This is a genomic window from Aureispira anguillae (genome assembly GCF_026000115.1).
Classification (GTDB): domain Bacteria; phylum Bacteroidota; class Bacteroidia; order Chitinophagales; family Saprospiraceae; genus Aureispira; species Aureispira anguillae.
The window spans coordinates 3,139,502-3,164,736 of sequence record NZ_AP026867.1 but is presented as its reverse complement, the minus strand read 5'-3'; the positions used below and the strand labels follow the sequence as shown (position 1 = coordinate 3,164,736).

At 36.5% G+C, this 25,235-nt stretch carries 15 protein-coding genes; 13 read left to right on the top strand and 2 right to left on the bottom strand.

Annotated features, from left to right (window positions below; translation table 11 throughout):
- Positions 1 to 201: 201 nt before the first annotated feature.
- The 9 genes from AsAng_RS12265 (at position 202) to AsAng_RS12230 (ending at position 14,083) form a co-directional block, all read left to right on the top strand.
- Positions 202 to 438, top strand: coding sequence for a hypothetical protein (locus tag AsAng_RS12265; protein ID WP_264793081.1), 237 nt, complete (start codon positions 202 to 204; stop codon positions 436 to 438).
- A gap of 114 nt (positions 439 to 552) precedes the next feature.
- Positions 553 to 732, top strand: coding sequence for an RHS repeat-associated core domain-containing protein (locus AsAng_RS30040; protein ID WP_407655320.1), 180 nt, complete (start codon positions 553 to 555; stop codon positions 730 to 732).
- A 25-nt stretch (positions 733 to 757) separates the two neighbouring features.
- Entirely contained in the window at positions 758 to 1,024 is a 267-nt protein-coding gene (locus AsAng_RS30035; protein ID WP_407655319.1) for a hypothetical protein, read from the top strand.
- The gene (locus AsAng_RS12255; protein WP_264793080.1) at positions 1,021 to 1,230 is read left to right on the top strand and encodes a hypothetical protein; all 210 of its coding nucleotides are present in this window, start codon (positions 1,021 to 1,023) and stop codon (positions 1,228 to 1,230) included. The genes AsAng_RS30035 and AsAng_RS12255 overlap by 4 nt, the downstream gene beginning before the upstream one ends.
- Positions 1,231 to 1,233: 3 nt before the next feature.
- Positions 1,234 to 2,052 carry a hypothetical protein gene (locus AsAng_RS12250; protein WP_264793079.1) on the top strand — a complete coding sequence of 273 codons (819 nt, stop codon included), beginning with the start codon at positions 1,234 to 1,236 and terminating at the stop codon, positions 2,050 to 2,052.
- A 318-nt stretch (positions 2,053 to 2,370) separates the two neighbouring features.
- Complete coding sequence (locus tag AsAng_RS12245) at positions 2,371 to 2,538, top strand: hypothetical protein (RefSeq protein ID WP_264793078.1); 168 nt, start codon at positions 2,371 to 2,373, stop codon at positions 2,536 to 2,538.
- Between the two features lie 62 nt (positions 2,539 to 2,600).
- Positions 2,601 to 3,359 (top strand): hypothetical protein, encoded by a 759-nt coding sequence (locus AsAng_RS12240; RefSeq protein WP_264793077.1) that lies wholly within the window; start codon positions 2,601 to 2,603, stop codon positions 3,357 to 3,359.
- A gap of 608 nt (positions 3,360 to 3,967) precedes the next feature.
- Positions 3,968 to 4,348 carry a hypothetical protein gene (locus AsAng_RS12235; protein ID WP_264793076.1) on the top strand — a complete coding sequence of 127 codons (381 nt, stop codon included), beginning with the start codon at positions 3,968 to 3,970 and terminating at the stop codon, positions 4,346 to 4,348.
- Between the two features lie 294 nt (positions 4,349 to 4,642).
- Positions 4,643 to 14,083, top strand: a complete 9,441-nt coding sequence (locus AsAng_RS12230; protein WP_264793075.1) for a Tc toxin subunit A-related protein — start codon at positions 4,643 to 4,645, stop codon at positions 14,081 to 14,083.
- Positions 14,084 to 14,209: 126 nt separating this feature from the next.
- On the opposite strand, the gene AsAng_RS12225 is transcribed toward AsAng_RS12230, so the two are convergent.
- Together AsAng_RS12225 and AsAng_RS12220 are read right to left on the bottom strand one after the other, a co-directional pair.
- A complete protein-coding gene (locus AsAng_RS12225) occupies positions 14,210 to 16,228 on the bottom strand; it encodes an SBBP repeat-containing protein (protein ID WP_264793074.1) in 2,019 nt (672 codons plus the stop codon).
- Between the two features lie 280 nt (positions 16,229 to 16,508).
- Positions 16,509 to 18,680, bottom strand: a complete 2,172-nt coding sequence (locus AsAng_RS12220; protein ID WP_264793073.1) for a T9SS type A sorting domain-containing protein — start codon at positions 18,678 to 18,680, stop codon at positions 16,509 to 16,511.
- A 1,273-nt stretch (positions 18,681 to 19,953) separates the two neighbouring features.
- Here AsAng_RS12220 and AsAng_RS12215 point away from each other — a divergent pair.
- The 4 genes from AsAng_RS12215 to ilvN all read left to right on the top strand — a co-directional run bounded on the left by AsAng_RS12215 (position 19,954) and on the right by ilvN (position 25,050).
- Entirely contained in the window at positions 19,954 to 20,832 is an 879-nt protein-coding gene (locus AsAng_RS12215) for an aminotransferase class IV (RefSeq protein WP_264793072.1), read from the top strand.
- Positions 20,833 to 20,992: 160 nt separating this feature from the next.
- A complete protein-coding gene (ilvD, locus tag AsAng_RS12210) occupies positions 20,993 to 22,669 on the top strand; it encodes a dihydroxy-acid dehydratase (RefSeq protein ID WP_264793071.1) in 1,677 nt (558 codons plus the stop codon).
- Between the two features lie 98 nt (positions 22,670 to 22,767).
- Positions 22,768 to 24,516 carry a biosynthetic-type acetolactate synthase large subunit gene (ilvB, locus tag AsAng_RS12205; protein WP_264793070.1) on the top strand — a complete coding sequence of 583 codons (1,749 nt, stop codon included), beginning with the start codon at positions 22,768 to 22,770 and terminating at the stop codon, positions 24,514 to 24,516.
- A 9-nt stretch (positions 24,517 to 24,525) separates the two neighbouring features.
- Positions 24,526 to 25,050, top strand: a complete 525-nt coding sequence (gene ilvN, locus AsAng_RS12200) for an acetolactate synthase small subunit (protein ID WP_264793069.1) — start codon at positions 24,526 to 24,528, stop codon at positions 25,048 to 25,050.
- The last annotated feature ends 185 nt before the right edge of the window (positions 25,051 to 25,235 follow it).

Genomic DNA, 25,235 nt, shown 5'->3' with positions numbered 1-25,235 from the left:
CCGAGTAGCAAAAGGCTACCATTGCGCTAGTCGCTATATTACTCACTAGGTTCGTGAGAGGAGTTCTGTCATGTTTCTAGGATTGGCATTTTAGGGTGATAAGTGTAATAGACAAAATAAACTAAAAAGTTCTTTGAAAATAATAGTAATAGAATAATCTATAAGCCCTGTAGTCGTAAAAGTGGAAAAAGAACGGAGCGGTTGTATTTAGGAGGGGTAGAGCGTTATCGAGAGTATAGTGCTAGTGGAATGGTAAAATTGGAACGATGGACGCTACAGGTGGATGATATTGCGCAGGTGGATACCTTGACGGTGGACAATAGTGTTACTGTAGCAACTCCTATTCCTTTGGTTCGTTATCAATACAGGGATCATCTAGGTTCGGCAACCTTGGAAACGAATGAAGATGGGGTGGTGATTAGCTATGAAGATGAATGAACGATTTTTGCGTTAGCAAAATGAAGGTCTAGCAGACCTTCAAGAGAAAGAACCGCCAAGCGGATACATCCTTATGGAACTTCTGCTTATCGAACGGCTAAGTCTGGTACTGATTTGAATCTGAAACGGTATCGTTTTACAAATAAGGAACGAGATGATGAGACGGGGCTGTATTATTTTGGAGTACGGTACTATGCGGCTTGGTTGGGGAGATGGACGAGTTCTGATCCTAGTGATTTTAGCTTCGCTGCTCCTTCGGGGTGTGGATGGGTTGAATTTGTATCAGTATGCTAGGGGGAATCCTGTTAAGTTGATGGATATGGAAGGGTATAAGGCGGAGCCACCGCCTGATGATTTGGTGGATAGAGGTGAGAGCAAAGGGGCAAAGCCTGAATATTTAGTTGATGAAGGTCAGTTTGATGGTGAGGTAGATGGTTTGGCTTTGCAGGGGAATCAAGGAAAAGTAAATGGCAATTCAGCAGAGGATACGCTATTAAAAGGCACATATGAAGGCGAATCAGGGTATGATACATTTGTTTATTCATGGGGAGGTAATAGTGTTACTCCAAAACAATACCTAGTATGAAATATGGATCTAGACCAGATGTAGGTGTATTGTTTAAATCAGGCAAAATTAAAATTATAGAGATAGCATCAAAAACAGGTAAAGTGAGTATACTAAAAAGTCGAAATATAAATTTCATGAAATTACATAACTTGCAAGGGAGCGTTAGAGTAAATAAATGGGCGCAACGATTAGACAGAATATGGCCATTACCTAAGAAAAAATAAAAAATGAAATTCTTTTTAAAAAAAAAAGTAAAAAAATATAGAGTTCTAAAGTTATTTAAAATATGTACTCTGGATCAAAGCTTAAGTCTTTCTACCTATAGAATTATAGATAATATATTCAGCCTTCTAGAAAGTATATCTGAAGATAAATTATCCTATTTAGAATTAAATTATGGACAAAAAACATGGAAGAATATAGTGGCTTATAAAAAGTATTCTATAAATAAAACAAAACTAAACGTAGTATCTTTTTTAGCTGTTAATAATGATAAATCTCAATTTGTTTCAATAAGTAACCCATTGTTAAATTTTAAAGAAAAAAGCCCTGAATATGGTAAAGTAAGTATAGTTATTTCTATCGAAGATAACTTTTTTAAAAGTAAAATAATGGAAGATTTTATAATGGAAATTTATAATCTATTTTCTTTTAATTATGGTTATATAGTAAATCTTGATGAAGGATACGATTGGATAACCGAAAGAAAGATAAAAAAAGGACTTTTTACTGAAGAAATTTCTATAGAAGCGGAAGATACAATTTGGCAACTTTATTCAATGGGTATAATTGATGGATATTTCAAAAAAATATACCCTATTAATTTTATTAATCAAAATCAGGTACGAATATTAAAAGAAATCAATATAGAAGATATTGGGGATCAACAAATATTAAATGAACATATTTCCATGATTTCTTTAGATGAAAATGAAATTCAAACATTGACAAGAAAGATAAATTCTATTAATTATTTTATTAACGATAATAATTTTTTAGCTTCTAGAAAAGCTGAGAACTATAAGAAAAAAATGAGTATAGAGTAAGGTGATTCCACAAAGAATCACTTTGTATAGAACAAGGCATTCCACCGAGAGAGTAGCAATCTAGTAATGTGCCAGTAGCGAAAAGACTACCATTGCGTTAGTCACTACGTTCTGTCATGTTTCTAGGTTTGGCATGTTCAGTTACATGGCGGGTTCTCCTGCTTATATTTTTATTTTCAAAAGAAAGAAATAGTACAAGTACTACACCGCCATAGAATGTGTATTTTATAGTAGTGGACTTGTTCCAAAAAATGAGCGATAGAAATAGAAGATTACAAAAAGAAGAAGTTATTTGAAATAAAAACAAATGTTGTCTCATTGATAAGCTTTGAATTGGGAAAAGAAATAGGAGGGTGGCGTACAGCATCAGGGAATTATGACTTTAGTGGAAAACAGGTATTCAATATGGGGGATGATTTAGTAGATAAAGGAGTGGCTATTATCCTTGGACTAGAATGTTTCAACTACAAAGAATGGTTCCCATAGAGAAGCGTACCTGACAAATAAATTTGTTTCCATTGAGGTAGTAAATTAATAAATCCAAACTAATGACTAAACAAATAATTATATTGCTTCTATTCATTGTAAATGCATCTTGGGCACAAAAAGTCTCTATAAATAATGATATTGTGTTAAATGAGTTTGCAACTCTCCCGTATTTAATTCCTGTGGGAATAACGAAAGCAAATGTGCTTGTTGAACTGGATGAAAAAGTGGATACTATTGGAGTCGAATTAGATTCATTGCACAGAATTATCAAGATTGAGCACTTTGATTTAAAGTGTAAAATAGTTTATAAATTGAATTCCATTATAAAATACTATGAAGTACCTTTTCCAAATTATTTTTTGTCTTCTTGCCATAGTTTTATAACGAAATACCAGCTAGGAAAAGATGGTTATATTATCTCATCTACGACGAAGTGTTATACTGAAGATACGTCTAGAAAAAATAAAGTTATCGAATTAAGTTATGAGACAGTTAAGGCAAAAAATAGTTTAATTACTAGTGTTACTATGGTGGCTCCTGTTCAAGAGAATCAAGATAGTTATCAGTTGATAGCTTATGATAAGGTTATTAACCTTATGTATTTTAATTATAGCACAAATAGTTATAGACTGATTTATAGTATAGATAAGGTGCGAAATAAGTATAACTTTAATCTAAAAAGTCGATTTAGTAGAGCACGAATAAATTGTATCTATTACAATTATAATATAGATAAGAACTTTGCAGGACTGTTTCAAACAGCACTGTATAATGTATCGGGTGATCGTATCGGTAAATTATCAATTATAAAGAGGTAATCAAAATTAAGCAAAAAACATCTTGAACAAATAGCTCCACCTAATAAACATATTTCTCCAACTGGAAAATAAAGACAATCTAGGTACAGGGCAAAAGTTAAATTTCCTGAACAAGGCATCCCACCTCAGAAGCCAACAGACTAGAATGACCTTCAAGAGAGAGAACCGCAAAGCGGGCACCTCCTTATAGGACTTTTGCTTATCGAACGGCTAAGTCTGGAACTGATTTGAGTCTAAAATGTTATCGTTTTACAAATAATGAGCGAATGAATTTTGTGTTAGCAAAATAAGAATGGAAAGAGTAGTGTTTATATTACGAAATATCTAATGTCACCAGATAAAGTTCATGAAAAAATATTTCTTGGTCGTACAGATGGAGATTATCATAAGAGAGGAGAGTATGTTGTTATGTTTGAATTAGTTGATTATTAGAGAGTTAATGCTATAAAGGCTGAAACAAATCCATATGAATGGATATATCAAAACGGTAACCTAAAATTAAAGCCTGTACAAATCGTTTATATTGGAAAGAATCCTTTAGTAAGTGATGGGTATTCCGAAAATTTCAAAGAAAGAGTAATAGAAGAGCAAAGGAAAATTATAGGTAAATGAAAAAAATGATGAATAGAATAGCGTTATCAAAAGATCAAATTAGAGTATTATTTAAAATTTTATGCGATATCAAGTTTGAGTCATTAGATGAAGACTATGACAAGTATGTTTATAGTCCTATTTTTAATACTTTATTAAAAAATATTGGAGAAGCTTTTTATGAGAACTTCAAGGAAATGAATAATCCATTTAAACAAGAGGTTTATTTAGAAGACAAATGGAAATTAAATGTTATTGAAAAAAGACTTCAATATCTATTAGAAAATAATTCTAGCAATACACATGGAGAAATGTTAAAAAGTGTTACATATCCATTTTTAATTAACAAAAAAGATAAAAAGGAAAAAGGTGTTCCACCTCAGAAGCCAACATGCTAAAATTATACTTGGTGATTTCTTATGAAGATGAACAAACGATTTTTGCGTTAGCAAAATGAAGGTCTGATAAACAGGCTACTTCATTTCATTAAAAAAATTAAAATCGGGGATGACGCAGATCACATTCCCAATAACATAATAAAGACCTGCTGCTCTTATTTGGAGTATTTCAAAATGAAGAAAAATATAGATTTAAATATAGATTCCTTATTTGTTATAACAAGCAAGGAACAGACCCTCTATTTTATAAAAAAGATATTTAGTAATCATTAAACCCTAAAAACATAGAAAACTATGCAAACTATCCCTTTGGATTTTGACATCCAAAACCTTGAACACATTAAAAACCTCGTAGAAGTATTAGGCTATATCCGAGGCGAAGTTTTTAATGTAAAAACCGATGAAAAAGGAGTGCTTCCAGAAGCAATTAAATCTTATCTGGAGCAGCTCCAAGAACAGCACAAACTAGAAATAAGTGGCGTAGTAGACCAAGCTACGATTTCCTTAATCAACAATCTTTATGAGGATAAAATACAGCAAGAAGCACTAAATTCGACCAAGGAACTTAGTAATAATAGTTATCAAGTACGAGGAACGATTCGAAATGCGTATTGGGAAAATATTCCAAATGCTTCTGTAAAGGTCTTTGAAAAATTGCTGAGAAACAAGGAAGTTTTATTAGGTGAAGCAACAACAACCGAAAATGGCACTTATGAAGTGAACTATGAAGTGCCTATTGATGCTAAAACGACTCAGCCAAAGGAAACCTTTCATCTTGTTGTTAAACGATATGATAAAGAAGGACAGGAACTTGAACACTTAACCTTTTTTAATGCCACTGCTGTTGTTTGGGCAAATTTTACAGAAGGCGAGCAGCCTTATCTAGGAAGCTCTGATTTCGAAGAAAAAGTTGAAAAATTGAATTGTTTTTTGGATGGTATGCCAATTGCAGAAATTCAAGAAAGTGAAGAACATCAAGATGTCACTCATTTGTATAAAACAACAGGAATTCGAGGGCATCATATTATGCAATTGGTGCTTGCGCATCGAGTAGCCGATTCTTTGAAATCGTACGCTTACCTTACCGCAGATGTAATTTACAGTTTTATAGTGCAAGGATTGCCTGCCAGTTTGCCGAGTTATCTATTGTCTGATGAATTGTCTGAATGGGAACCTTGGATGACTACGTTAGTAGAGCAAACATCAATTTCATTATTATTAACGGCGAAAGAACTACAAGATCAGGCATTATCCATTGCTGTGGAGCATAATATGCTACTCATTACGACCACCAATAAGCTAAATCAGGTAAAAGCAGAACTGCAAGCTGCTCGCAATGAGATGGCTTTAACAAAACCACTCATTGCCAATAAAATGACTTTGGGAGAAATTCTAGGAGCAATTACCTTGACTGGTGAAGAGCAACTAGCAATTGTTGATGCCTTTGCCAAGCGACCTGAGTTTTCACCAGCCTTTATTGCAGCTTTAGAAGAAAATGGAGCTGTTACGACAAAAACAGCAGAAGCATTGACCAAGGAGTATCAACTTTCTACCTTAGCCAATTATTCTGAACCCCTTATTTTGCAATTAAAAGCACAGTTCACAACAGCTGAAGCCTTAGAGGGAACAAGTTCCAAAGAAGGGGCTGCTGCTCCAATTTTGAAGGTGAGTGATTTTGCTAAATGGTCGGAACAACATTGGGAATCCTTTTTAGGAGATCAAGAAAGTTTAATACCGCAAATGAAAACAACTGCCGAATCTTTTGCGCCAGATGTAGCAACAATAGCAGCGACGAAACGAACGGCAAACCATCAACTGAATAAAATTGATGAACTGGAAGTCTTAGCGGATAATTATCCTAATTTGAATCTAAAGGAAAATCATCTAGACAGTTTTATTAAAAACAATAATCTAGAACTGGAGAAACAAACGATTGAAGAACTTAAAACGGTGCAACGAATTCAGCGTATTGCGCCAAACTCGAATGCTGCGGCTATCTTACTAGACAATGGAATTCACAGTGCTCATCAGGCACAGCAGTTGGGGACACAAGGTTTAATGCCTTTATTTGGTGCCTCACCATCTGGCTCAGGAACAGCTACCCAAGTTGCCAATGCAGCAAATCACATGGTTGCTTTAACCACAGGTTTACAGGCTACTTATGGAAATGCATTTAATAATGTGAGTCCACATGCTTTAATTAATTTGACAACAAATAATCCAGTTATCAATGACACGATTGAGGGCATTCCTGATTTAGAAAATCTATTTGGTGCCAATGATTATTGTACCTGTGAACATTGTCGTTCCGTTTATAGTCCAGCAGCTTATTTAACCGATGTGTTGCATTGGCTTGGACAACGCTCAGCAGTTAGTCCTTATGCAAATGCAAAGGCAGCCTTATTGGCTCGCCGTCCTGATTTGGAGTATATTGATCTGAATTGCAAGAACACCAATACACCATTACCCTATATTGATTTGGTTTGTGAGGTTTTAGAACAGGCAATTAGTGAAGATCCTGCTTATGTTACTCGTAACACGACCTGGAAGGCTGCTGAACTAAGAGCCATGCCAGAATATGTACAAGAAGCCGTTTATGACGAACTGGCTAATCTAACAAAACCGTATGCTTCTTATAATGCCTTTAATTTATGGCAATCAGAAGCGCATTTATATTTAGAAACCTTAGGCGTTTCTTACCATCAATTAATTGATGTTTTACAAAAAGATGCTACTGAAGATTTTGGTAAGGCTTGTGCTTATTTTAAGATTCCTACTAAAGAGGCAATCGCCATTACAGTTCCTCTGACAGATGTAAGTCAGCTACCTTGGACGCCAAATGCTGGAACGGGACGTAATGTTAAGACTTTTTTGGACGATCATCAGCTGTCTTATAAACAATTAATTGAGTTGTTACAAGGTCGCTTCATCAATCCAACAGGTAGCATAACGATTAATCGCCCAGTAAACAGTTGTGGTTTGTCTGGTCAAGAAATTATGGGACTTGGTCAGCATGAAGTAGATCGAATTTGGCGTTTTCTGCGTTTGTGGAAGTATACGAATTGGGAGCTTTGGGAATTGGATTTGGTTATAGTAGATCCTAAAGTTGGTGTGAACGATTTAACTGCTGCAAATTTTGTAGCTATTTACGAATTTCATCAATTGCAACAGCAATTGGACTGGTCGGTAGACAAGTGTTTGGCACTTTATGGAGCGATTAATATACACGAGCGTTTGGATGCTTCTAACAAAGCCATAAAATCTTTGTACGAACAAATATACCTGAATCCTTTATTAAATCCTGCGTTAAAAAGCCAGTTTGAGGTTAGTACTGTAGGGACTGCTACAGGAAATATCAATACGGCTGATCCTGAGTTAATGGCTTATATTGCAATGGCAGTAGGCGCAGACCGAGATACGGTTGTTGCGATTATAGAACAACATGCAGGCGCTGGTTTTTCACATTTATTTGTCCTTTCTGCAATTTACAAACAAGTAAGTTTAGCTCAATATCTAGACATAACAGTCGCCGAATTAATGGGAACAGTGGCATTAACACAAACCAATCCGTTTCTTAATGTTGCTTCTTCAATAGCTTTTCTGAGGGAATTTACAACCATTCAACAATCAGGAATGACGGTAGGTTCTATTCATTATTTACTTAAAAGCGATGCCCTTCAAAGCTATGTTAGTAACAACCAAATCAATACATGGCAAACGGCTTTAAATGATGATTTACAAACCGCTTATGATGCTTTATTTGTTAGCAATGACACCTATGATCTCGTTTTAGAACGCCAATTGCCTAAGATTGGTTATTTTGAAGATGCTGCTGTTCTTACACAAATGATCGATCTTGTTTTGAAGCAAACATGGACTGGATCAGCAACGGATAGAGATGCTTTTGTTGATGCAGCTTTTAGTGCTTGGGCTCCTGAGGATTATATTAATAGCCTTAAGCAACAATTAGCCCTTCCTGTTCCTAGTAGTTTAGCCGATATTCAAACGGAACAAAACATTCGAGTGAAGATGGTGTATAATATCTTACATTGGCACATCAATCGAGTGCTTATTGTAGAATTTATTGCACAAACATTTTCTGTTTCAGAGGAAATTGCAGCTTATTTTTTGGATTTGGAACATCCAAATACAGCGAATAGTGCTAGTTTGATGAGGAATTTATTTGGCTATAGTATGAGCAACGTTTCTTTTGTTCCTCTAACTATTTTTGAAGCCTATTATTTCTTTCATAAAACGGCTTTTATCGTTAATCAATGGGATTTGTCGCTTCAAGAATTGAAAGGATTTGTAACGTATAAAACGGCAATGAATACCTTAGATTTTGAGCAGTTGCCGATTAATAATAGCCTGAGTAATTTGTCGTATAGTAGTTGGCGAAATACTTGGAAATTTGTACAGTTTAGTCGCCAATTTGGGGCAAATGATACCAGCCGTTTATTTGATATTTTACCCTTGGCCGTTAGTGGTTTAAATGCGGATTTGGTGACGATACAAGAGTTGTTGTCAGATTGGACAGGTTTGGATTTAACGGCTTTAAAAGTAGTGCATAGTCATTTTACTTTTGGAGCGAATGGAACAAGGTATCAAACGGTTGAGACCTATGATCAATTGCAACAAGCTGTTGGTTTATTAACCATGTTGCCTGCCAATCATAACGATGTTTTAGAATGGCGTAAGATGAACATTGCTACTTTTAAAACGACACATCATCAGATTAAAAATGCACTGAATGCTAAATTGGATGCTAGTGCATGGCTTAAAACGCAACAACGGATTCAGGATTTTGTACGGATAGAAAAACGAGATGCGCTGATTGCTTATGCGATGAAATATGATGCGGCAGGGAATGTTGTTCAGCGTTCTGTAGAGGATTTGTTCAATTATTATTTAATTGATCCCAAAATGAGTGCTTGCCAATTAACTTCGAGGATCAAGCAAGCCATTAGCTCAACGCAATTATTCGTACAACGTTGCCAATTAAGCTTAGAACCAATGAGTGTTTTGATTGATAATCAAACCATAAAACAATGGTCACAGTGGAAATGGATTCAAAATTATAGAGTCTGGGAAGCCAATCGAAAAGTATTTTTATATCCCGAAAATTGGATCGAACCAGCACTTAGAGATGATAAATCAGAATTTTTTAAAGCATTTGAAGATGAACTGCTTCAAAGTGAAATTACCCATGATAATGTTGAGAAGGTCTTTACCAATTATCTATTAAAGGTACATGAGGTAGCGAATATGGATATGATGGGTATGTGTAAAAGTGTTGAAAATGAAAGGGAAGTCGTTCATGTTTTAGCAAGAACCAAAGAACATCCAAGTACTTATTATTATCGAAGACAAAAGGATAAAATTTGGACTGCTTGGGAAAAAGTGGAGGTGGATATTAAAGGTGATCATGCTGTTCCTTATGTTTATAATAATCGAGTGCATATTTTTTGGTTAGAGATTTTAGAAAAACCTCAAAAGCAAGAAAAATTGCCTGCTGTTAAAGAAAAAAGTGATGGGGCTAGTTTTTCTCCTGAAGCAACGCACTACAAAGAAATTCAATTGGCTTGGACTGTATTAAAAGAAGAAGGTTGGATCCCTAAAAAAGTATCCAAACGAAAATTAATTCACCCATGGCCTAGACCACATTATTCCTTGCATTTACGCCCTAGAGGCAAGAATGAAGATTTATGGTTGGATATCTATGTTTCTACTTCGTTGGAGTTTAACGATACGTATTTTCACAATCAATTCAATGAAAAGTATGAATACCTCACCGATACAAGATTTAACGAAACAGTTAAGCCTTTTCATTCTGCCTCTTTTGTTTTTGATGGTTTTGTTCGACAGGTTAAACTGTATGGAATTGATGGAGAATATTGGTTTGTAAATGTATTGGTTTCTCCTATTTATCACACTGTGACATTACTCGATGCACGAGGTTCTGTCTATATTGATAAGATTGATTGGCTAAATAAGCGTTATATTACAAATTATGGTAGTTATTCTTGGCCAACGAATGATGGGAATAATCAAGATCCTCTAAATAGTAAAATAAGAGCAACGCCAGACTGGAATACCGATTATTTTACACCAGTAGTTAGAGGAGCATTTACTGAAAATGGGCTTTCCAAAATTTCGGTTTGGGATCCAGGTTCAGGTTGGACATCAATGACAAGGCAAGAGTTGAATAATTTTCTAGCGAATCGAAATAAAAATGTTAATTACCCTCGCCCTGAAAAAACAATAAGCATACCTTCTAATAAGAGAACTAAAATGGGAGGAACTCCTAATACTAACCTTACAAAGGCAGCAAAACTAGAGCATTCTGACTCTTACAATTATATTTATAGCAGCTTTGGGGAAGAAGGCCGTTTATTGGCTCGAATGACAGATGAGGAACGATCCCATGAATTAGAATATCCTGACACCTTGCATTTTGAATACAATTATTTGACAGGAAATAAAATTGACAATCCTAATCATGAGCACCTGATCTTATTTAAAGACGCTGCAACAAGGGAACTCTTACTAGAAAAAGCGACTGCTAAGTTTAAAGTGTTTTACCCTATGGAAGAGACACAAGAGGGAAGGAAAAGAATTCGACAGGCATTGTATCAAGATGAGTTACGAACGTTTTATCTTAATTATGAAGAAAATCAGGCAGATCGTTCAGGCTTATCACTTGCATATAGTTATTACCCCATGTACCACCCTTATACGAGAGCATTTATAGGTTCGTTAAACAGTGGAGGGGTTGACAGCTTGTTATCTAGAACAACTCAGATGGATCAAGACAATGGGTTTAGATTTATGGACGTTTATCGCCCTACTGCGAATGTTTCGCAATATATTACAAATGAAGATGTTGTTGATTTTTCTTTGAAAGGCACTTATTCTATCTACAACTGGGAGACTTTTTTCCATATTCCTTTATTAATAGCAACTGAACTAAGCAAAAATCAACGCTTTGAAGAAGCAATGCGTTGGTTTCACTTTATCTTTAATCCTACGGATACCGATCAAGATCCTACCCAAGCTTCGCCAACCAGTCATTTTTGGATTACTAAACCCTTCTATAAACATCAACAAGGGGATTATCAAGCAGCACAAATCCAAAATTTACTAAATAATACAGGCAACTCGGAGGTGATAAAAGCCATTAATATATGGAAGGATAATCCATTTAAGCCCCATCTTATTGCTCGTTATCGCCCTGTTGCTTTTCAGAAAACAGTGGTCATGAAATACATTGATAATTTGATCGCTTGGGGGGATCAACTGTTTAGAAGGGACACAATGGAATCCATCAATCAAGCTTCATTGATGTATATTTTTGCTTATGAAATACTAGGCAAACGACCCGAAGAAGTCACGCCACTTCAGACGGCAGAACAAAATTATCAAGAGCTTTCCATTTCAGGTTTGGATAGTTTTTCTAACACCGATTTAGAAATTATACTGGAAGGTTTGGTGAGTTGGAATTCGTCCTCAGTCAGTATTTATAACCCATTGGATGATGAGTTTTTTCAGCCCAAAGTTCCTGTGTTGCGTACCAAATATTTCTGCATTCCTAAGAATGATAAACTGTTAGGTTATTGGGATTTGGTAGAAGACCGCTTATTTAAGATTCGTCATTGTATGAATATTGATGGAGTGGTTCGACAGTTGCCCTTGTTTGCTCCACCTATAGACCCTGCCTTATTGGTAAATGCTACGGCAAATGGGGTTGATTTAAATAGCGTAATTAGTGATTTAAGTTCCCCTCGTTCGAATTATAAATATAGAACCCTATCAAGATTAGCCATTCAATTTTGTGGCGAAGTAAAATCATTGGGGCAAAGTTTGTTGAGTGCACTTCAAGCCAAAGACTCGGAGGGAATGGCACTGTTGCAATCTGCAAATGGGCTAAAATTGTTGGATGCGATGGTGAGCCTAAAAAAATTACAGATAGAAGAAGCCAAAGAGAATATTCAAAGTTTAGAATTGTCTAAAGCTTCGGCGCTATATCGCAAGGATTTTTATGCGAATAGAGAATTTATGATTCAAGAAGAAAACTTGTCTTTGGAATTAGGGAGAAGTTCAATAGGGCTTGATATTGCGAGTACTGTTTTGTCCAATATTGCTTCAGGAACTGCCTTTATCCCTGATTTTGAATTTGGAAGTTCTGGTATAGCTGCATCTCCTGTAGCTGTAGTTACTTTTGGAGGAACACAAATTTCAAAATCTCTTTCAATAACAGCTAGTGCAATTGCTGGAATTTCAGGAGTTGTGCAAAAAGAAGCTGGATTAGCCAGCCAAAAAGGCGGCTACAAACGTCGTCAAGAGGAGTGGGACTTGCAACTAGAATTAGCAAACAAAGAAAGTGAGCAAATTGATAAACAACTTGCAGCAGCAAAAATTCGATTGGCGCTTGCTGAAAAAGATTTGGACAACCATCAGTTGCAGATTGAAAATGCCAAATCGGAAGAAGAGTACCTCAAAACAAAGTATACCAACAAAGAGCTGTATTCTTGGATGGCTTCACAGTTGTCTACCATTTATTTCCAAGCCTACCAATTGGCTTTTGATATGGCTAAACGAGCAGAAAAAAGTATGCGTTATGAACTAGCGTTGCCAAATACAAGCTTGCCTTTTATTCAATTTGGTTATTGGGATAGTTTAAAGAAAGGACTATTGTCTGGAGATAAGTTGATGTTGGCCATTAACAAAATGGAGGCGGCTTATGTAGAACAAAATAAGCGCAATTATGAACTGACTAAGCAAATTTCACTGCGTCAATTAACACCCAGTGCTTTACTAACACTTAAGTTAACAGGTACTTGTGAAATAGAGATCCCAGAGTGGTGGTTTGACATGGATTATCCAGGGCACTTTATGAGACGAATAAAAGCAGTTTCGGTTTCTATTCCTTGCATTGTTGGTCCACATACAAATGTGGCTTGTACCTTATCAATGACTAGAAGTACGGTTCGATCAAGCGCAATTATTAGCAACACCTACGAACATGAAGATAATTATGAAGTAAGTTATGGTATGTCTGAATCCGTTGCCATCTCTAATGCACAAAATGATAGCGGTGTCTTTGAGTTGAATTTTAATGACGAGCGTTATTTACCGTTTGAAGGCGCAGGGGTAATTAGTCGATGGTCTTTGTCATTGCCAGAGATACAACAATTTGATTATCGTTCTATTTCTGATGTTGTATTGACCATCCGTTATTGTGCCAAAGAAGGTGGTGCTGCTTTACAAGGCGCAGCTTTTGATCATACCAAGACAGTTTTGAACCGATTAAATGCAATGAATCAGCCAACGATATTGATGAGTTTAAAGCAAGAATTTGGTACCGCTTGGCATCGTTTTGTAAGCCCTCCAACAGGGGTGACAAGTCATGAATTAAATTTTGAGTTGCAGTCTCAACACTATCCTTTCTTCACCAAGTTTGGTAGTAATAGGGAAATTACAACTTTTAGCTTGTATGTTTTATCCAAAGATGGAACGGCTATAAATTATGATCTTGATGTATTACCAGTAGGAGGAACCGCAGTCAATGTAACAGGAGCAACAGGGAATAAGGCGGCGTTAGCAGTTAATCCTAGCCCTAATGATGGTATTGGAGGATGGAACTTAACGTTAAACCATACCGCTCCCACCAATGCCTTGAATGTAGAAGACATAGAGGATATTGTACTTGCTATAGCCTATAAGGTTGAACTTTAGGTCAAAAAAAGTTTAGATAGGTGTTTAACGATAGAAAGCTTCTCCCGATCAGTAAGGGAGGAGCTTTTTTTTTGAAAAAAAAATTTGTGGAGCTCCAAAACAGCAACTTGCTCATTACCAATAATCTTATTCCCTTATTATTTTATGCGTACTAATCCCTTGTTGATGCTCTAAAACAAGCATATAAACCCCTGATGGATACCTTGAAAGATCTAACGTAGTAATTTGATCGTCTAATAGTGCTGTACCGATGAGTTCTCCAATGGCATCATAAACCTTAGCCGTAATTTCTCCATGATGATTCTTATTAATAGAAATATTTCCCGCAGTTGGGTTTGGATAAATTAACAAATCGAGATTTAAATCTAATAAAAAGCATGAAGAACGTACCGAACATTGACCATTAGAAACCTCTACTGCATAGCTGCCAGAATTACTTGGTCGTAGAAATGGAGCGGTTTCATTGTTGATATAGGTTTGTGACTGACAATCGTACCATTTATAAGTAAGATTAGTATCCGTAACCGCAAATAAAGAATCATTTCTTGAAAAAAGAGACACTGGTATTTCATACCGAGTTAGGTTGATGGTAAGAATGCTATCACAGCCTTTTGCATTGGACAAACGAACGATATACTGACCGCTAGAATCGTAAGTCTGATTATTAGGAGCTAAATAAGGTTCGCAACTAGCAACCACCAAGGTAGAGTCAGAAGGGGCGCAATAGTCTAGTTTTAATAAAAGAACATCGGAATGTCCATTGCTATTTGCTGTCATATTATAGGTTCCAAAGTCGGTATGAAAATTTCCTGTAAAGGTAAATTCTCCCACCATATATAATTCCTTTTTGGGGTTTAAAGCAATTTCCCAAGCAATATCAAAAACAGGACCTCCACCTGATTTTGCCCACAAAAAATCACCATTCGAAGTAAGTTTGGTGAGAAAAAAATCTCCATTACCTTTAGACCAAAGAGAGCGTTCGTTAGGACCAGGGTCAAAGTCTACAAAGCCAAAGAAATACCCCCCTGTATAAACATTACCTTCATCGTCCGTTGTTACGGACATACCATAATCATCACTTGATGCCCCCCAGCTTTTAGCCCAAATAAATTGTCCTGCCGTATCTATTTTTAAAAGGTAAGCATCCAAACTTCCATTGCCTGTTAAAAAAAATGTATTAGGACCAAGATCAAAATCGATGGTCAAACCGAAGCGACCAATAATGTATAAATCTTCATTTTTATCAAGGTGAATATCATAAGGATGATCTTCCCAATCTGCCCCAAAAGATTTTGCCCATACCAAATGACCAGCCGAATCTAATTTTTGAATGTAGGTATCCTCTACAGAAGAAGTGGAACTTAGGTAGTAACTATTATTTGAACTAGGGTCAAAGTCAACGGTACCAGTAAAAGCTCCTGTTGTATAGACATTTTTATTGCGATCAACTTCTACCGAAATGGCAATGTCAGAGCCATTGCCACCTAGAGTATTGACCCACTGTAAATTTCTTCCTTGATCCATTTTTAGCACAAAAGCATCGTGTGCACCATTTGAGGTGAATGTTTGCGAACCAAAAGTTGCTGATACGGAGAATCCTCCAGTCATATAGATGTTCATGGCATCATCTATAATTAAATCATTAGGAGTCGTATAACCAGCTCCTCCAAAAGTTTCTACCCAAAGCACTGTGCCAGAAGAGGACATTTTTAGTAAAAAAATGTCTCTTAAACCACTGGCGGTCTTTGTAAACCCAGCAAAATCAACCGTATTCTCAAACCAACCTGTAACATAGATATTGCCATCCGCATCTAGTCTAATTTTTTCGCCATGGTCATAACCATTCCCCCCAAAACTTTTTGCCCAAATTAAATCGCCATCGGGGGTTAATTTTTGCACAAAAATCTGATAATTCCAATCGTTTGTCGTTAAATTAAACACTCCTGTGCCAGGATCAAAATCTCCGTTGGAGGAATATTCGCCAGTGGTGTAGACATTCCCATCGTTATCAATTGCAATAGATTTTCCTTCATCTGCTTTGTTGCCCCCTGCTTGTTTTGCCCAAGAAAAAGAGTGGTTTTGAGCGAGTATTGGGCTACAATAAATAAAGGTGAGTAGAATAATATATTTTAAGTGTGTATACATGTTCCTGATATTAATTAAATGTTCAACAGAACTTTAATGCTATAAAAGTAGGTGACAATAAATTTTGAGGAACACCTTATAAAGATATGTTATATAAAAATTAAACACAAGACTATAAGGGGTTTTATATCAGAACGTATGGAATAATGCATTATAACCTTGGAGGCTATCAATCTTAGTAAAAATCCCACAACACCAGCGGTATGGTGTTATGGGATAAATCAAAGAATTTAATGTTTACAAAGCACATGGTATTTTGGGGAGTATGAAGTATAAGCAGTTATTTTTTTACAATGCGTTTGGTAGAAACACCTTGAGTGGTTTTTGCTGCAATAAAGTAAACACCTGAAGGTAACATACTAACATCTACTTTATGTTCTTCTTTGCTAACAGAATTACTTTGATTCAAATAAACAACACGCCCAGAGACATCTGTTATAACATATTGTACATCTGTAGGGGCATTAAATTGAACATCAATTGTTAAGTAATCTGTAGTTGGGGAGGGGTAGACCTCCAGTTTTGCATTGGCTGCTACTTTAGTAATTTTAGTTAAATTGAGTGGCGAAGCACTTAGGTGTATCCCTATTGAAGGGACCTTGTGATTGTCAGAAAGGCTATCATAAAAACCTATGGAGCCAGAACTATTTACTACTTTTGCAGTAGTAGCACTAACGGGACCAGCACTTGACGTTCCAGCTCTATTAAGCGCATAATTTAAACGAGTTTCTGCTAAAAAGGGAGAATTACTTGTACCCAATAATGGTGAACCACCTGTTTGAGATGGGTTTAATTCTAATGTTATATAATAATAGGCGTTATCCTTCAAGCTAGGCACAGAACCCGTACCTGTAGCATTAACAAAGTTGGTCGCTGTTGCCAAAGTATAGCTTCTTGTTGGTACTGTTGTCCCTAGACCTGTTAGTGGGACAGCTGCAAAGGCAATCTTTGTTAATTCAGCTCCTTCTATACTTCCATTTGAAGTTCCTCCATTGGAACCATCAACGTATTCATAAATATTAACAAATACCGTTTGATTGGCTGGTCCTGTAAAATTTCCCGCTAAATAATAAACAAAATCTACAGAATCAATTTTAATACTATCACTTGCACCACGGGGGAAGCTGTAGATTGAACCATACTCAAAAGAAGCGAGTTGATCAATTGTAAATCGATCCTCTCCATAAACTCTGTTATTTAAAGGGGATACTTTTGATTTTGTAAGATAATAAGATGTTGTTCCGCCTTGATTATCTGTAATCACAAAATCATGCTTAACAGTATCGTTTACAGGGCTTCCGTCGGTGAGATTGTGTTCTACCCAATAAGTGACATTATAAGTTCCTGCACCATGGGATATAATAAAGTCAAGTTCTCTCAAATGATCGATCATGGTAACACCAACTAGCGGGTCATTTGCAGAAATAGAATCCGTTGGTCCTCCTACTAGAGTGTCCAAATAAACGCCATAAGTAGTCACTCCTGATGCATCTGTAAAATCAATAGAACACTTGATGCTAGGAGCATTTGCTGCTTGAATGGTTTTTGTTCCATAATTTACTACTTTTGCTCCCCATATCCAGTCTGCCAAGTTAGTGGGATCAACGTTGATCAATGGTCGATGTGTATTGTTACTTAATCGAACAATATCCCCTATTTCTTCGTAATGACTTCCCGATACAACCTCTCTTGGAAGACCAATAGCAATGTCATATTCTGGTGCTGTTTCTACTAAAATATCATCTAGCATTGTAAAATAATAACGCCCATTGAAGGTGAATTTTACACGACATTGAGTTAAGTTTGATACTCCTGTTGTAACGTTTGGAAAGAGTACACGAAGCGTTCCATCTACAGGATTATTTCTGGGGGCAAATTGTAGTGATTTGATGTCAAATGCAGAACTCCAACTAACACCATCATCAACAGAGACAGAAACAGAATATTCTGTTACATTAAAATGGCGATAGTAAGAGTAAAACTCAACGATGATTGCAGAGTCTGTTGCTCCTGTTAGATCCATTCTAGGTGAAATTAGTTCGGCTTTTTGATAAGCAGGAGAGCTTCCTGTACCAAATGCGCCTGCTACTCCGCCATTATCTAAAAAATCAGAATCAAAAATAGCGACGCCATTTGCTACAGAATTAGATTTTGCAGGCTCAGAAATAGCGTAGGCTCCTTGTGAAAGACCTGTTGTACTTCTTTGCCAATAAGCTGCACCAGGAATGTTCGCCCCACTACCAGTTGAGTTGCTACTATCACTAATTGACAATGCTGTCCATTCTGTAACAGAATAATTAGCAGCAGTTGTTGATTGCACAAAATTGGTCTGAAATTCAGCAGCAGCTTGACCGTTTGGGGCACCAACTCCCCAAAGTTTTGTTTGTGCATTTGTATTGCTCACAAAAAGCATAAGGAATAGGATGCACTTAAATAAAGTTAGTTTTTTCATAATAATAACAGTAAATAAAGTTGTTTTTTGTTTGTAGCAAACAAATAGATACTCAGCTTTACGCCATCCTATTGATGGGGTAAAGTATTGATAGGCTACAATAATTAAAATTTATTAATGTGAAATATTCTGATGCGAATGCTAGAGGAGAACGATTAAAAACAAAATATTAAATAGCTTTTTTGCTGTAAATAGAGGCAAAGACACAATTGATATTCTAGCTAAAAGGATAAAGCTAGTTATCATTGAATATTTTAGTAACTATATAATATTTAACTTGTTAGTTGTTGTCGAATTGATGGAATAAATAAGGGTGGTAAATACCAAGAGTGATTTTTTCATTAAATTTGGTTTTAAATATGATTCGTAAAGCTTTTCTTCTTTTGATTGGGTAAAGAATATTCTTGTTTATAGGGAATACAAAATATTTCTGGTCATTAGTAATTTTACCCTTTTCGTAGGGCAGCTTCTTTTCTTAATTTTTCACAAAGTTAGATTTGATGGATAGCTAATGCAAACCAGTTTTGTATTGTTTTTATGTTGTTCAACGTTTTTTTGTTGCTTTAATAGGTTGGTAGATAGTGTTTTATATGTGGATGTGTTTTTGAATTCCCATGGATTGATTGGGCTTTTAACGCCCTTTGGTAGTGAACCAGCAAGTTGAGAGCACTACGTTCATGAGATTGTTAACAAAAAAGAAGAATAGTTCCAATTATCCTTAGGTATAGGTAGGCTAATTGAGCAAAATGAAAAGAAATAAGTTTTGTAATAACTTATTATATGTGTTGCTAGAGAGACAAAATAAATAGCTGATTTAGCTTGTGTTGGAGCATCTTGAAAAAAAAATAAATAAAAGAATAAAAAAAATTGCGCTTTTCTATTTTTATTAATAGCTTTGATTTATCAAATACAAAAACAGAAAAAAATGTCTTTAAACAAATCAAATATTATCATTATTATTAATGTTGTATCACTAAAATTATTTTAGGGAGGATTTGTTTATATACTTATAAAATATAAAAGCCTCCTTACTTAAAAGGAGGCTTTTTTTTTTGGAAAATAACTTAAGAAATAAAAATTATCATGCAAAACAGAATACTTAGTGTACAGCAAATTATTGTGGTCATTATTATTCTTTTCGTCCAAACAGGGTGAGAACAGGTTTTGTGTGTTACAAAAAAAATCCTTCTCATCGTTTAGATTGAGAAGGATTTTTTTTTGGCTTGAATAATAATAATTTTTGTAAAAATATAATTTGTATAAAAATATGAATATGCATCTCAACCAAAATTCCCTAATGTTCTTAGATGGACAATGGTTAAGGAACGCAGAAGTGCAGCGTTCCTTTTTCCATAAATTATTGGGAGAACACAATGCTATTTTTGAAGGTGTTCGCTCTTATCAAACAGCAGAAGGTCTGGCTATTTTTAAAGCTCATGAACATTGTAAACGACTGTTCAATTCAACTAAAAAAATGGGGCTTGATTTTTCTTATTCCATAGATGATTTAATTCAGTTGATGTATCAGTTGATCGAAAAAAACAAGTTGCAGGATGCTTATATTCGTTCCTATGTGTATTGGGGAGAAGCGTCAAATTCTGCTCTTAATTCACATCTTTTGTTGGTGGCTTGGCCTTGGGATCAATTGGTCGAAAATAAAGGACTTGCGCTGATGACCTCTCCATATCCATGTCCTAATCATAGAATATTTCCTGTTGAATCCAAAATGACAGGAGTTTATGCTAGCTCTAAATTTATGGATAATCACGCCAAGCGTAAAGGTTTTGATGCAGCGCTTTTGCTCAATAAAAATGGATATGTTGCCCAAGGGACAAGTGCTAACTTTTTTTATGAAAAAGATAATGTGCTTTATACAAGCCCTACCAAAGATATTTTTGCTGGAATTACCCGTGCTACGGTATTGGAGTTATGCGAGCAATTAGAGATTGACCTAAAAGAAGAACATTTTACAGCGGATGAAGTAAGGGGAGCCGATGGTGCTTTTTTTACAGGTACTATTACAGGCATAAAAGGCATTACTAGTTTGGATAAGGTTCCATTTCAATTAAAATGGGAGGATACCCTAGGTTATCAGCTATTTAGAGCTTATCAGCGCAAGGTTTTAGAGATAGAACCACTTTGTATTTTTTAAACTTCTCAAATGAATTATTAACCAATTTCATACAAAACATTACTCCGTTGAAAACCCGAACCCAGCTTGCTGGCTCACGAGTGATAACGAACCGACCTCAGGGAGCTCATAAGCGCTAGCGCACTAGCTAATTAACGGAGTATTAACAAAAAAAATCAAGATGAAATTAAATAAGTACAGCCAGCGAGTTACCCAAGACCCAACCCAACCTGCTGCACAAGCTATGTTTCATGCAATAGGTTTAACAGAAGAAGACCTCAAAAAACCTCAAGTTGGTATTGTGAGTACAGGTTATGAAGGAAACCCCTGTAATATGCATTTAAATGATTTAGCCCAAGAGGTAAAAAAAGGTGTTCAAGAAACAGATGCAATGGGGCTTATTTTTAATACAATTGGTGTCAGCGATGGAATTTCTATGGGAACGCTGGGTATGCGTTATTCTTTGCCTTCTAGAGAAATTATTGCAGATAGCATAGAAACGGTTGTAGAAGCAATGGCTTATGATGCTGTAATTGCAGTAGTGGGCTGTGACAAAAACATGCCTGGAGCCATGTTAGCCTTTGCTCGGCTAAATCGTCCTGCAATTTTAGTTTATGGAGGGGCGATAGCCAGTGGTTGCCATGTTGGCAAAAAACTAGATATTGTATCTGCATTTGAGGCTTTGGGAGAAAAGATAGGAGGAACAATTACAGAGCAAGACTTCAAGCAGGTTGTTCAAAAAGCTTGCCCAGGAGCAGGATCTTGTGGGGGGATGTATACCGCCAATACCATGGCTGCGGCTATAGAAGCATTAGGCATTAGTTTGCCATTCTCTTCTTCAAATCCCGCTGTGAGCGAAGAAAAAAAGATAGAATGTCAAGCCGCTGGACTACAAATGTATCAATTGTTAGAGCAAGACCTTAAACCAAGGGATATTCTGACAAAAGCAGCGTTTGAAAATGCAATGCGTTTAATTACGGTTTTAGGAGGCTCAACCAATGCTGTTTTACATCTTTTGGCAATGGCTAGAACCTTGGAATTAGATTTGACTATTGATGATTTTCAGCGTATTAGTGATACAACACCATTCTTAGCAGATTTAAAACCGAGTGGGAAATATTTGATGGAGGATTTGCACAGCATAGGTGGCGTTCCTGTTGTTATGAAGTATTTGTTAGAACAGGGGCTGTTGGATGGATCTTGTCTAACCATTACAGGAAAGACCATTGCTCAAAACCTTGAAATGGTCCCTTCATTAACTTTTGAACAAGATGTTGTCAAGCCATTATCCAATCCCATCAAAGCATCTGGACATATTCGAATTTTGTATGGAAATCTTGCTTCTGAAGGTGCTGTGGCTAAAATAACAGGCAAAGAAGGAGAGTATTTTGAGGGGTTAGCTCAAGTTTTTGACAGCGAAAAAGCGGCTAATTTTGCCATTGCTCAGGGAAAAATTAAGAAAGGGACGGTTGTTGTTATTCGCTACGTTGGTCCAAAGGGAGGGCCTGGAATGCCTGAAATGCTGAAACCTACTGCTGCTATCATGGGGGCAGGTTTGGGAAAGGAGGTTGCTTTGATTACAGATGGAAGATTTTCAGGGGGGACGCATGGTTTTGTGGTTGGGCACATTGCCCCAGAAGCATTTGAGGGGGGAGTCATTGCCTTATTAAAAGATGGTGACAGAATTATAATTGATGCCATCCAAAATACAATTGCTGTTGATTTAACAGCCGAAGAAATAGCAAAAAGAAAAGCCAATTGGGTCTTGCCTTCTTGTTCTGTTAAAAGGGGGTATTTGTGGAAATATGCTCAAACGGTTTCTTCTGCTTCCAAAGGTTGTACGACAGATCTTAGTTAATAAATAATCAATTGATAATGTAGGGTTTAGTTGTTGGGTGGGGAGACCCTCTAGCGATAGCTATGCCCTAGAATAGCCTACCAATTAAAAAAAAAGAGATGGAAAAAGCAATTTTATTAGAACGAAAAGCAAAAAAAAATAGCGCTCCCAAAACATCAATAAAAGGGGCAGAAGCAATTCTGAAAATACTCCTAAAAGAAAACGTTGACACCTTATTTGGGTATCCTGGAGGTGCCATAATGCCTGTCTATGATGCACTGCATGAATATAAGGAGGAATTGAGACATATTTTAACTAGACATGAACAAGGGGCGATACACGCTGCACAGGGCTATGCTCGTGTGACTGGGAAAGTAGGGGTTTGTTTGGCGACATCAGGTCCTGGAGCCACTAATTTGATTACTGGTTTAGCAGATGCATTTATTGATAGTACGCCACTGGTCTGCATTACAGGGCAGGTTCATTCTTCCTTGTTAGGAACAGATGCTTTTCAGGAAACGGATGTGATTAACCTTTCTATGCCTGTTACAAAGTGGAATTGCCAAATTACAACTGCGGCCGATATTCCTCAAGTACTGGCTAAAGCTTTTTATCTCGCTCGTTCTGGAAGACCTGGACCAGTATTAATTGATATTACGAAAGATGCTCAATTTGACCACTTACAAATGGATTATCAATCTTGTACAACAGTAAAAACGTATCAACCTAAGCCTCAACTGGATGCTAGGCAGGTGGAATTGGCTGCAAAACTTATTAATAAGGCAAAAAAGCCATTGGTTTTGGTAGGACAGGGGGTTATTTTGGCGAATGCGGAGGAGGAACTTAAGCAGTTTATAGAAAAAATAGATGCCCCTACTGCTTGGACGATGTTGGGCTTGTCTGCTTTGCCCTCTGATCATCGACTTAATGTAGGAATGCTAGGGATGCATGGCAACTATGCCGCTAATATTAAGACCAATGAATGTGATGTATTGATTGCTGTAGGGATGCGTTTTGATGATCGAGTGACTGGGGATTTAAATCGTTATGCCAAACAAGCCAAAGTTATTCATTTGGAAATTGATGCTGCTGAGATCAATAAGAATGTTTATGCTCACTTGCCTGTTTTGGGAGATGCCAAAGAGAGTCTTTCTGCGTTGACAGCATTGGTCGCAGTGAACTTACATGCAGAATGGCTAGAAAGTTTTGCGGTCTTAGAACAGGTCGAATATGAAAAAGTTATTCAAGATCAGTTGTATCCCACTAAAGCAAAGATGACCATGGCAGAGGTTGTGCACCTTGTTTCAGAGTGCAGTAAGCAAGATGCTATTTTGGTAACAGATGTAGGGCAGCATCAGATGGTTGCAGCTCGGTACTTTAAGTTTAAACAATCCAAAAGTAACATTACTAGTGGAGGCTTAGGTACAATGGGCTTTGCGTTGCCTGCTGCTCTAGGGGCAAAATTGGGCAACCCCAATCGCACTGTTATTGCTTTTATAGGCGATGGTGGTTTTCAAATGACCTTACAAGAACTGGCTACGATACAGCAAGAACAATTGGAGGTTAAGATTATTATTTTGAACAACAGCTACTTGGGGATGGTTCGCCAATGGCAAGAAATGTTTTTTGAAAAGCGCTATTCTGAAACCAGTATTAGTAGTCCTGACTTTATACAATTGGCAGGGGCGTATGGAATAGCAGGAAAGCGAATTACAGAACGAGAATCTTTACCTAAAGCAGTTGAAGAAATGTTGCAGCATGATGGAGCTTATTTATTAGAAGTAGTCGTAGGGCAAGAGGATAATGTATTTCCTATGATTCCTACAGGCTATGCTGTTTCTGAGATATTATTAGAACCCAATTCATAACCTTTTTAAATGAATAAAATTATGAAGCGTTTTACCATTTCCGTTTTTACGGAGGATCTAATCGACGCTCTAAGTAAAGTGCAGATGGTGTTTAGTCGGCGCCAGTTAAAGATAGAAAGTTTAACCACTTCTGAGAGTGAGCTAAAGGATGTTTATCGCTATACCATTGTTGTAATGGCTACGACAGAAGAAGTCATGAAGGTCGTCAAGCAACTAGAAAAATTAGTAACTGTCTTTAAAGCTTTTTATCACACGGATGAAGAGACAATCTTTCAGGAGGTTGCCTTGTATAAATTGCGAACGGCTGATTTTAGCCAAGTGGATACTGCTTCTATTCTTCGGAAGCACCATGCAAAAGTATTGGTCATTTCTCAAGAGTATACCATCCTTGAAAAAACAGGGTATAGGGAAGAGACAGAGGCTTTTTTAGAATTATTAGCTCCAATAGGAGTGCTAGAGTTTGCCCGTTCAGGAAGGGTTTCCATTACAAAACCTATGCGATCTCTAAGTGACTATTTGCAAGAAATTAATTAAATGCTGCGTGGTTACTCAATTTTTATAAAGTAATCCTAGGTACAGGACAAAACAATTGGAATTAAATAAAGTAAAGGATTAATGGAACTATTTTTCAGACCTTAAATCGCTGCGCTTTTAGATATTAGACCCTATAACAGCCTAATAGGGGCTAATATCTAAAAGCAAAGCGGTCTAGAATCTAA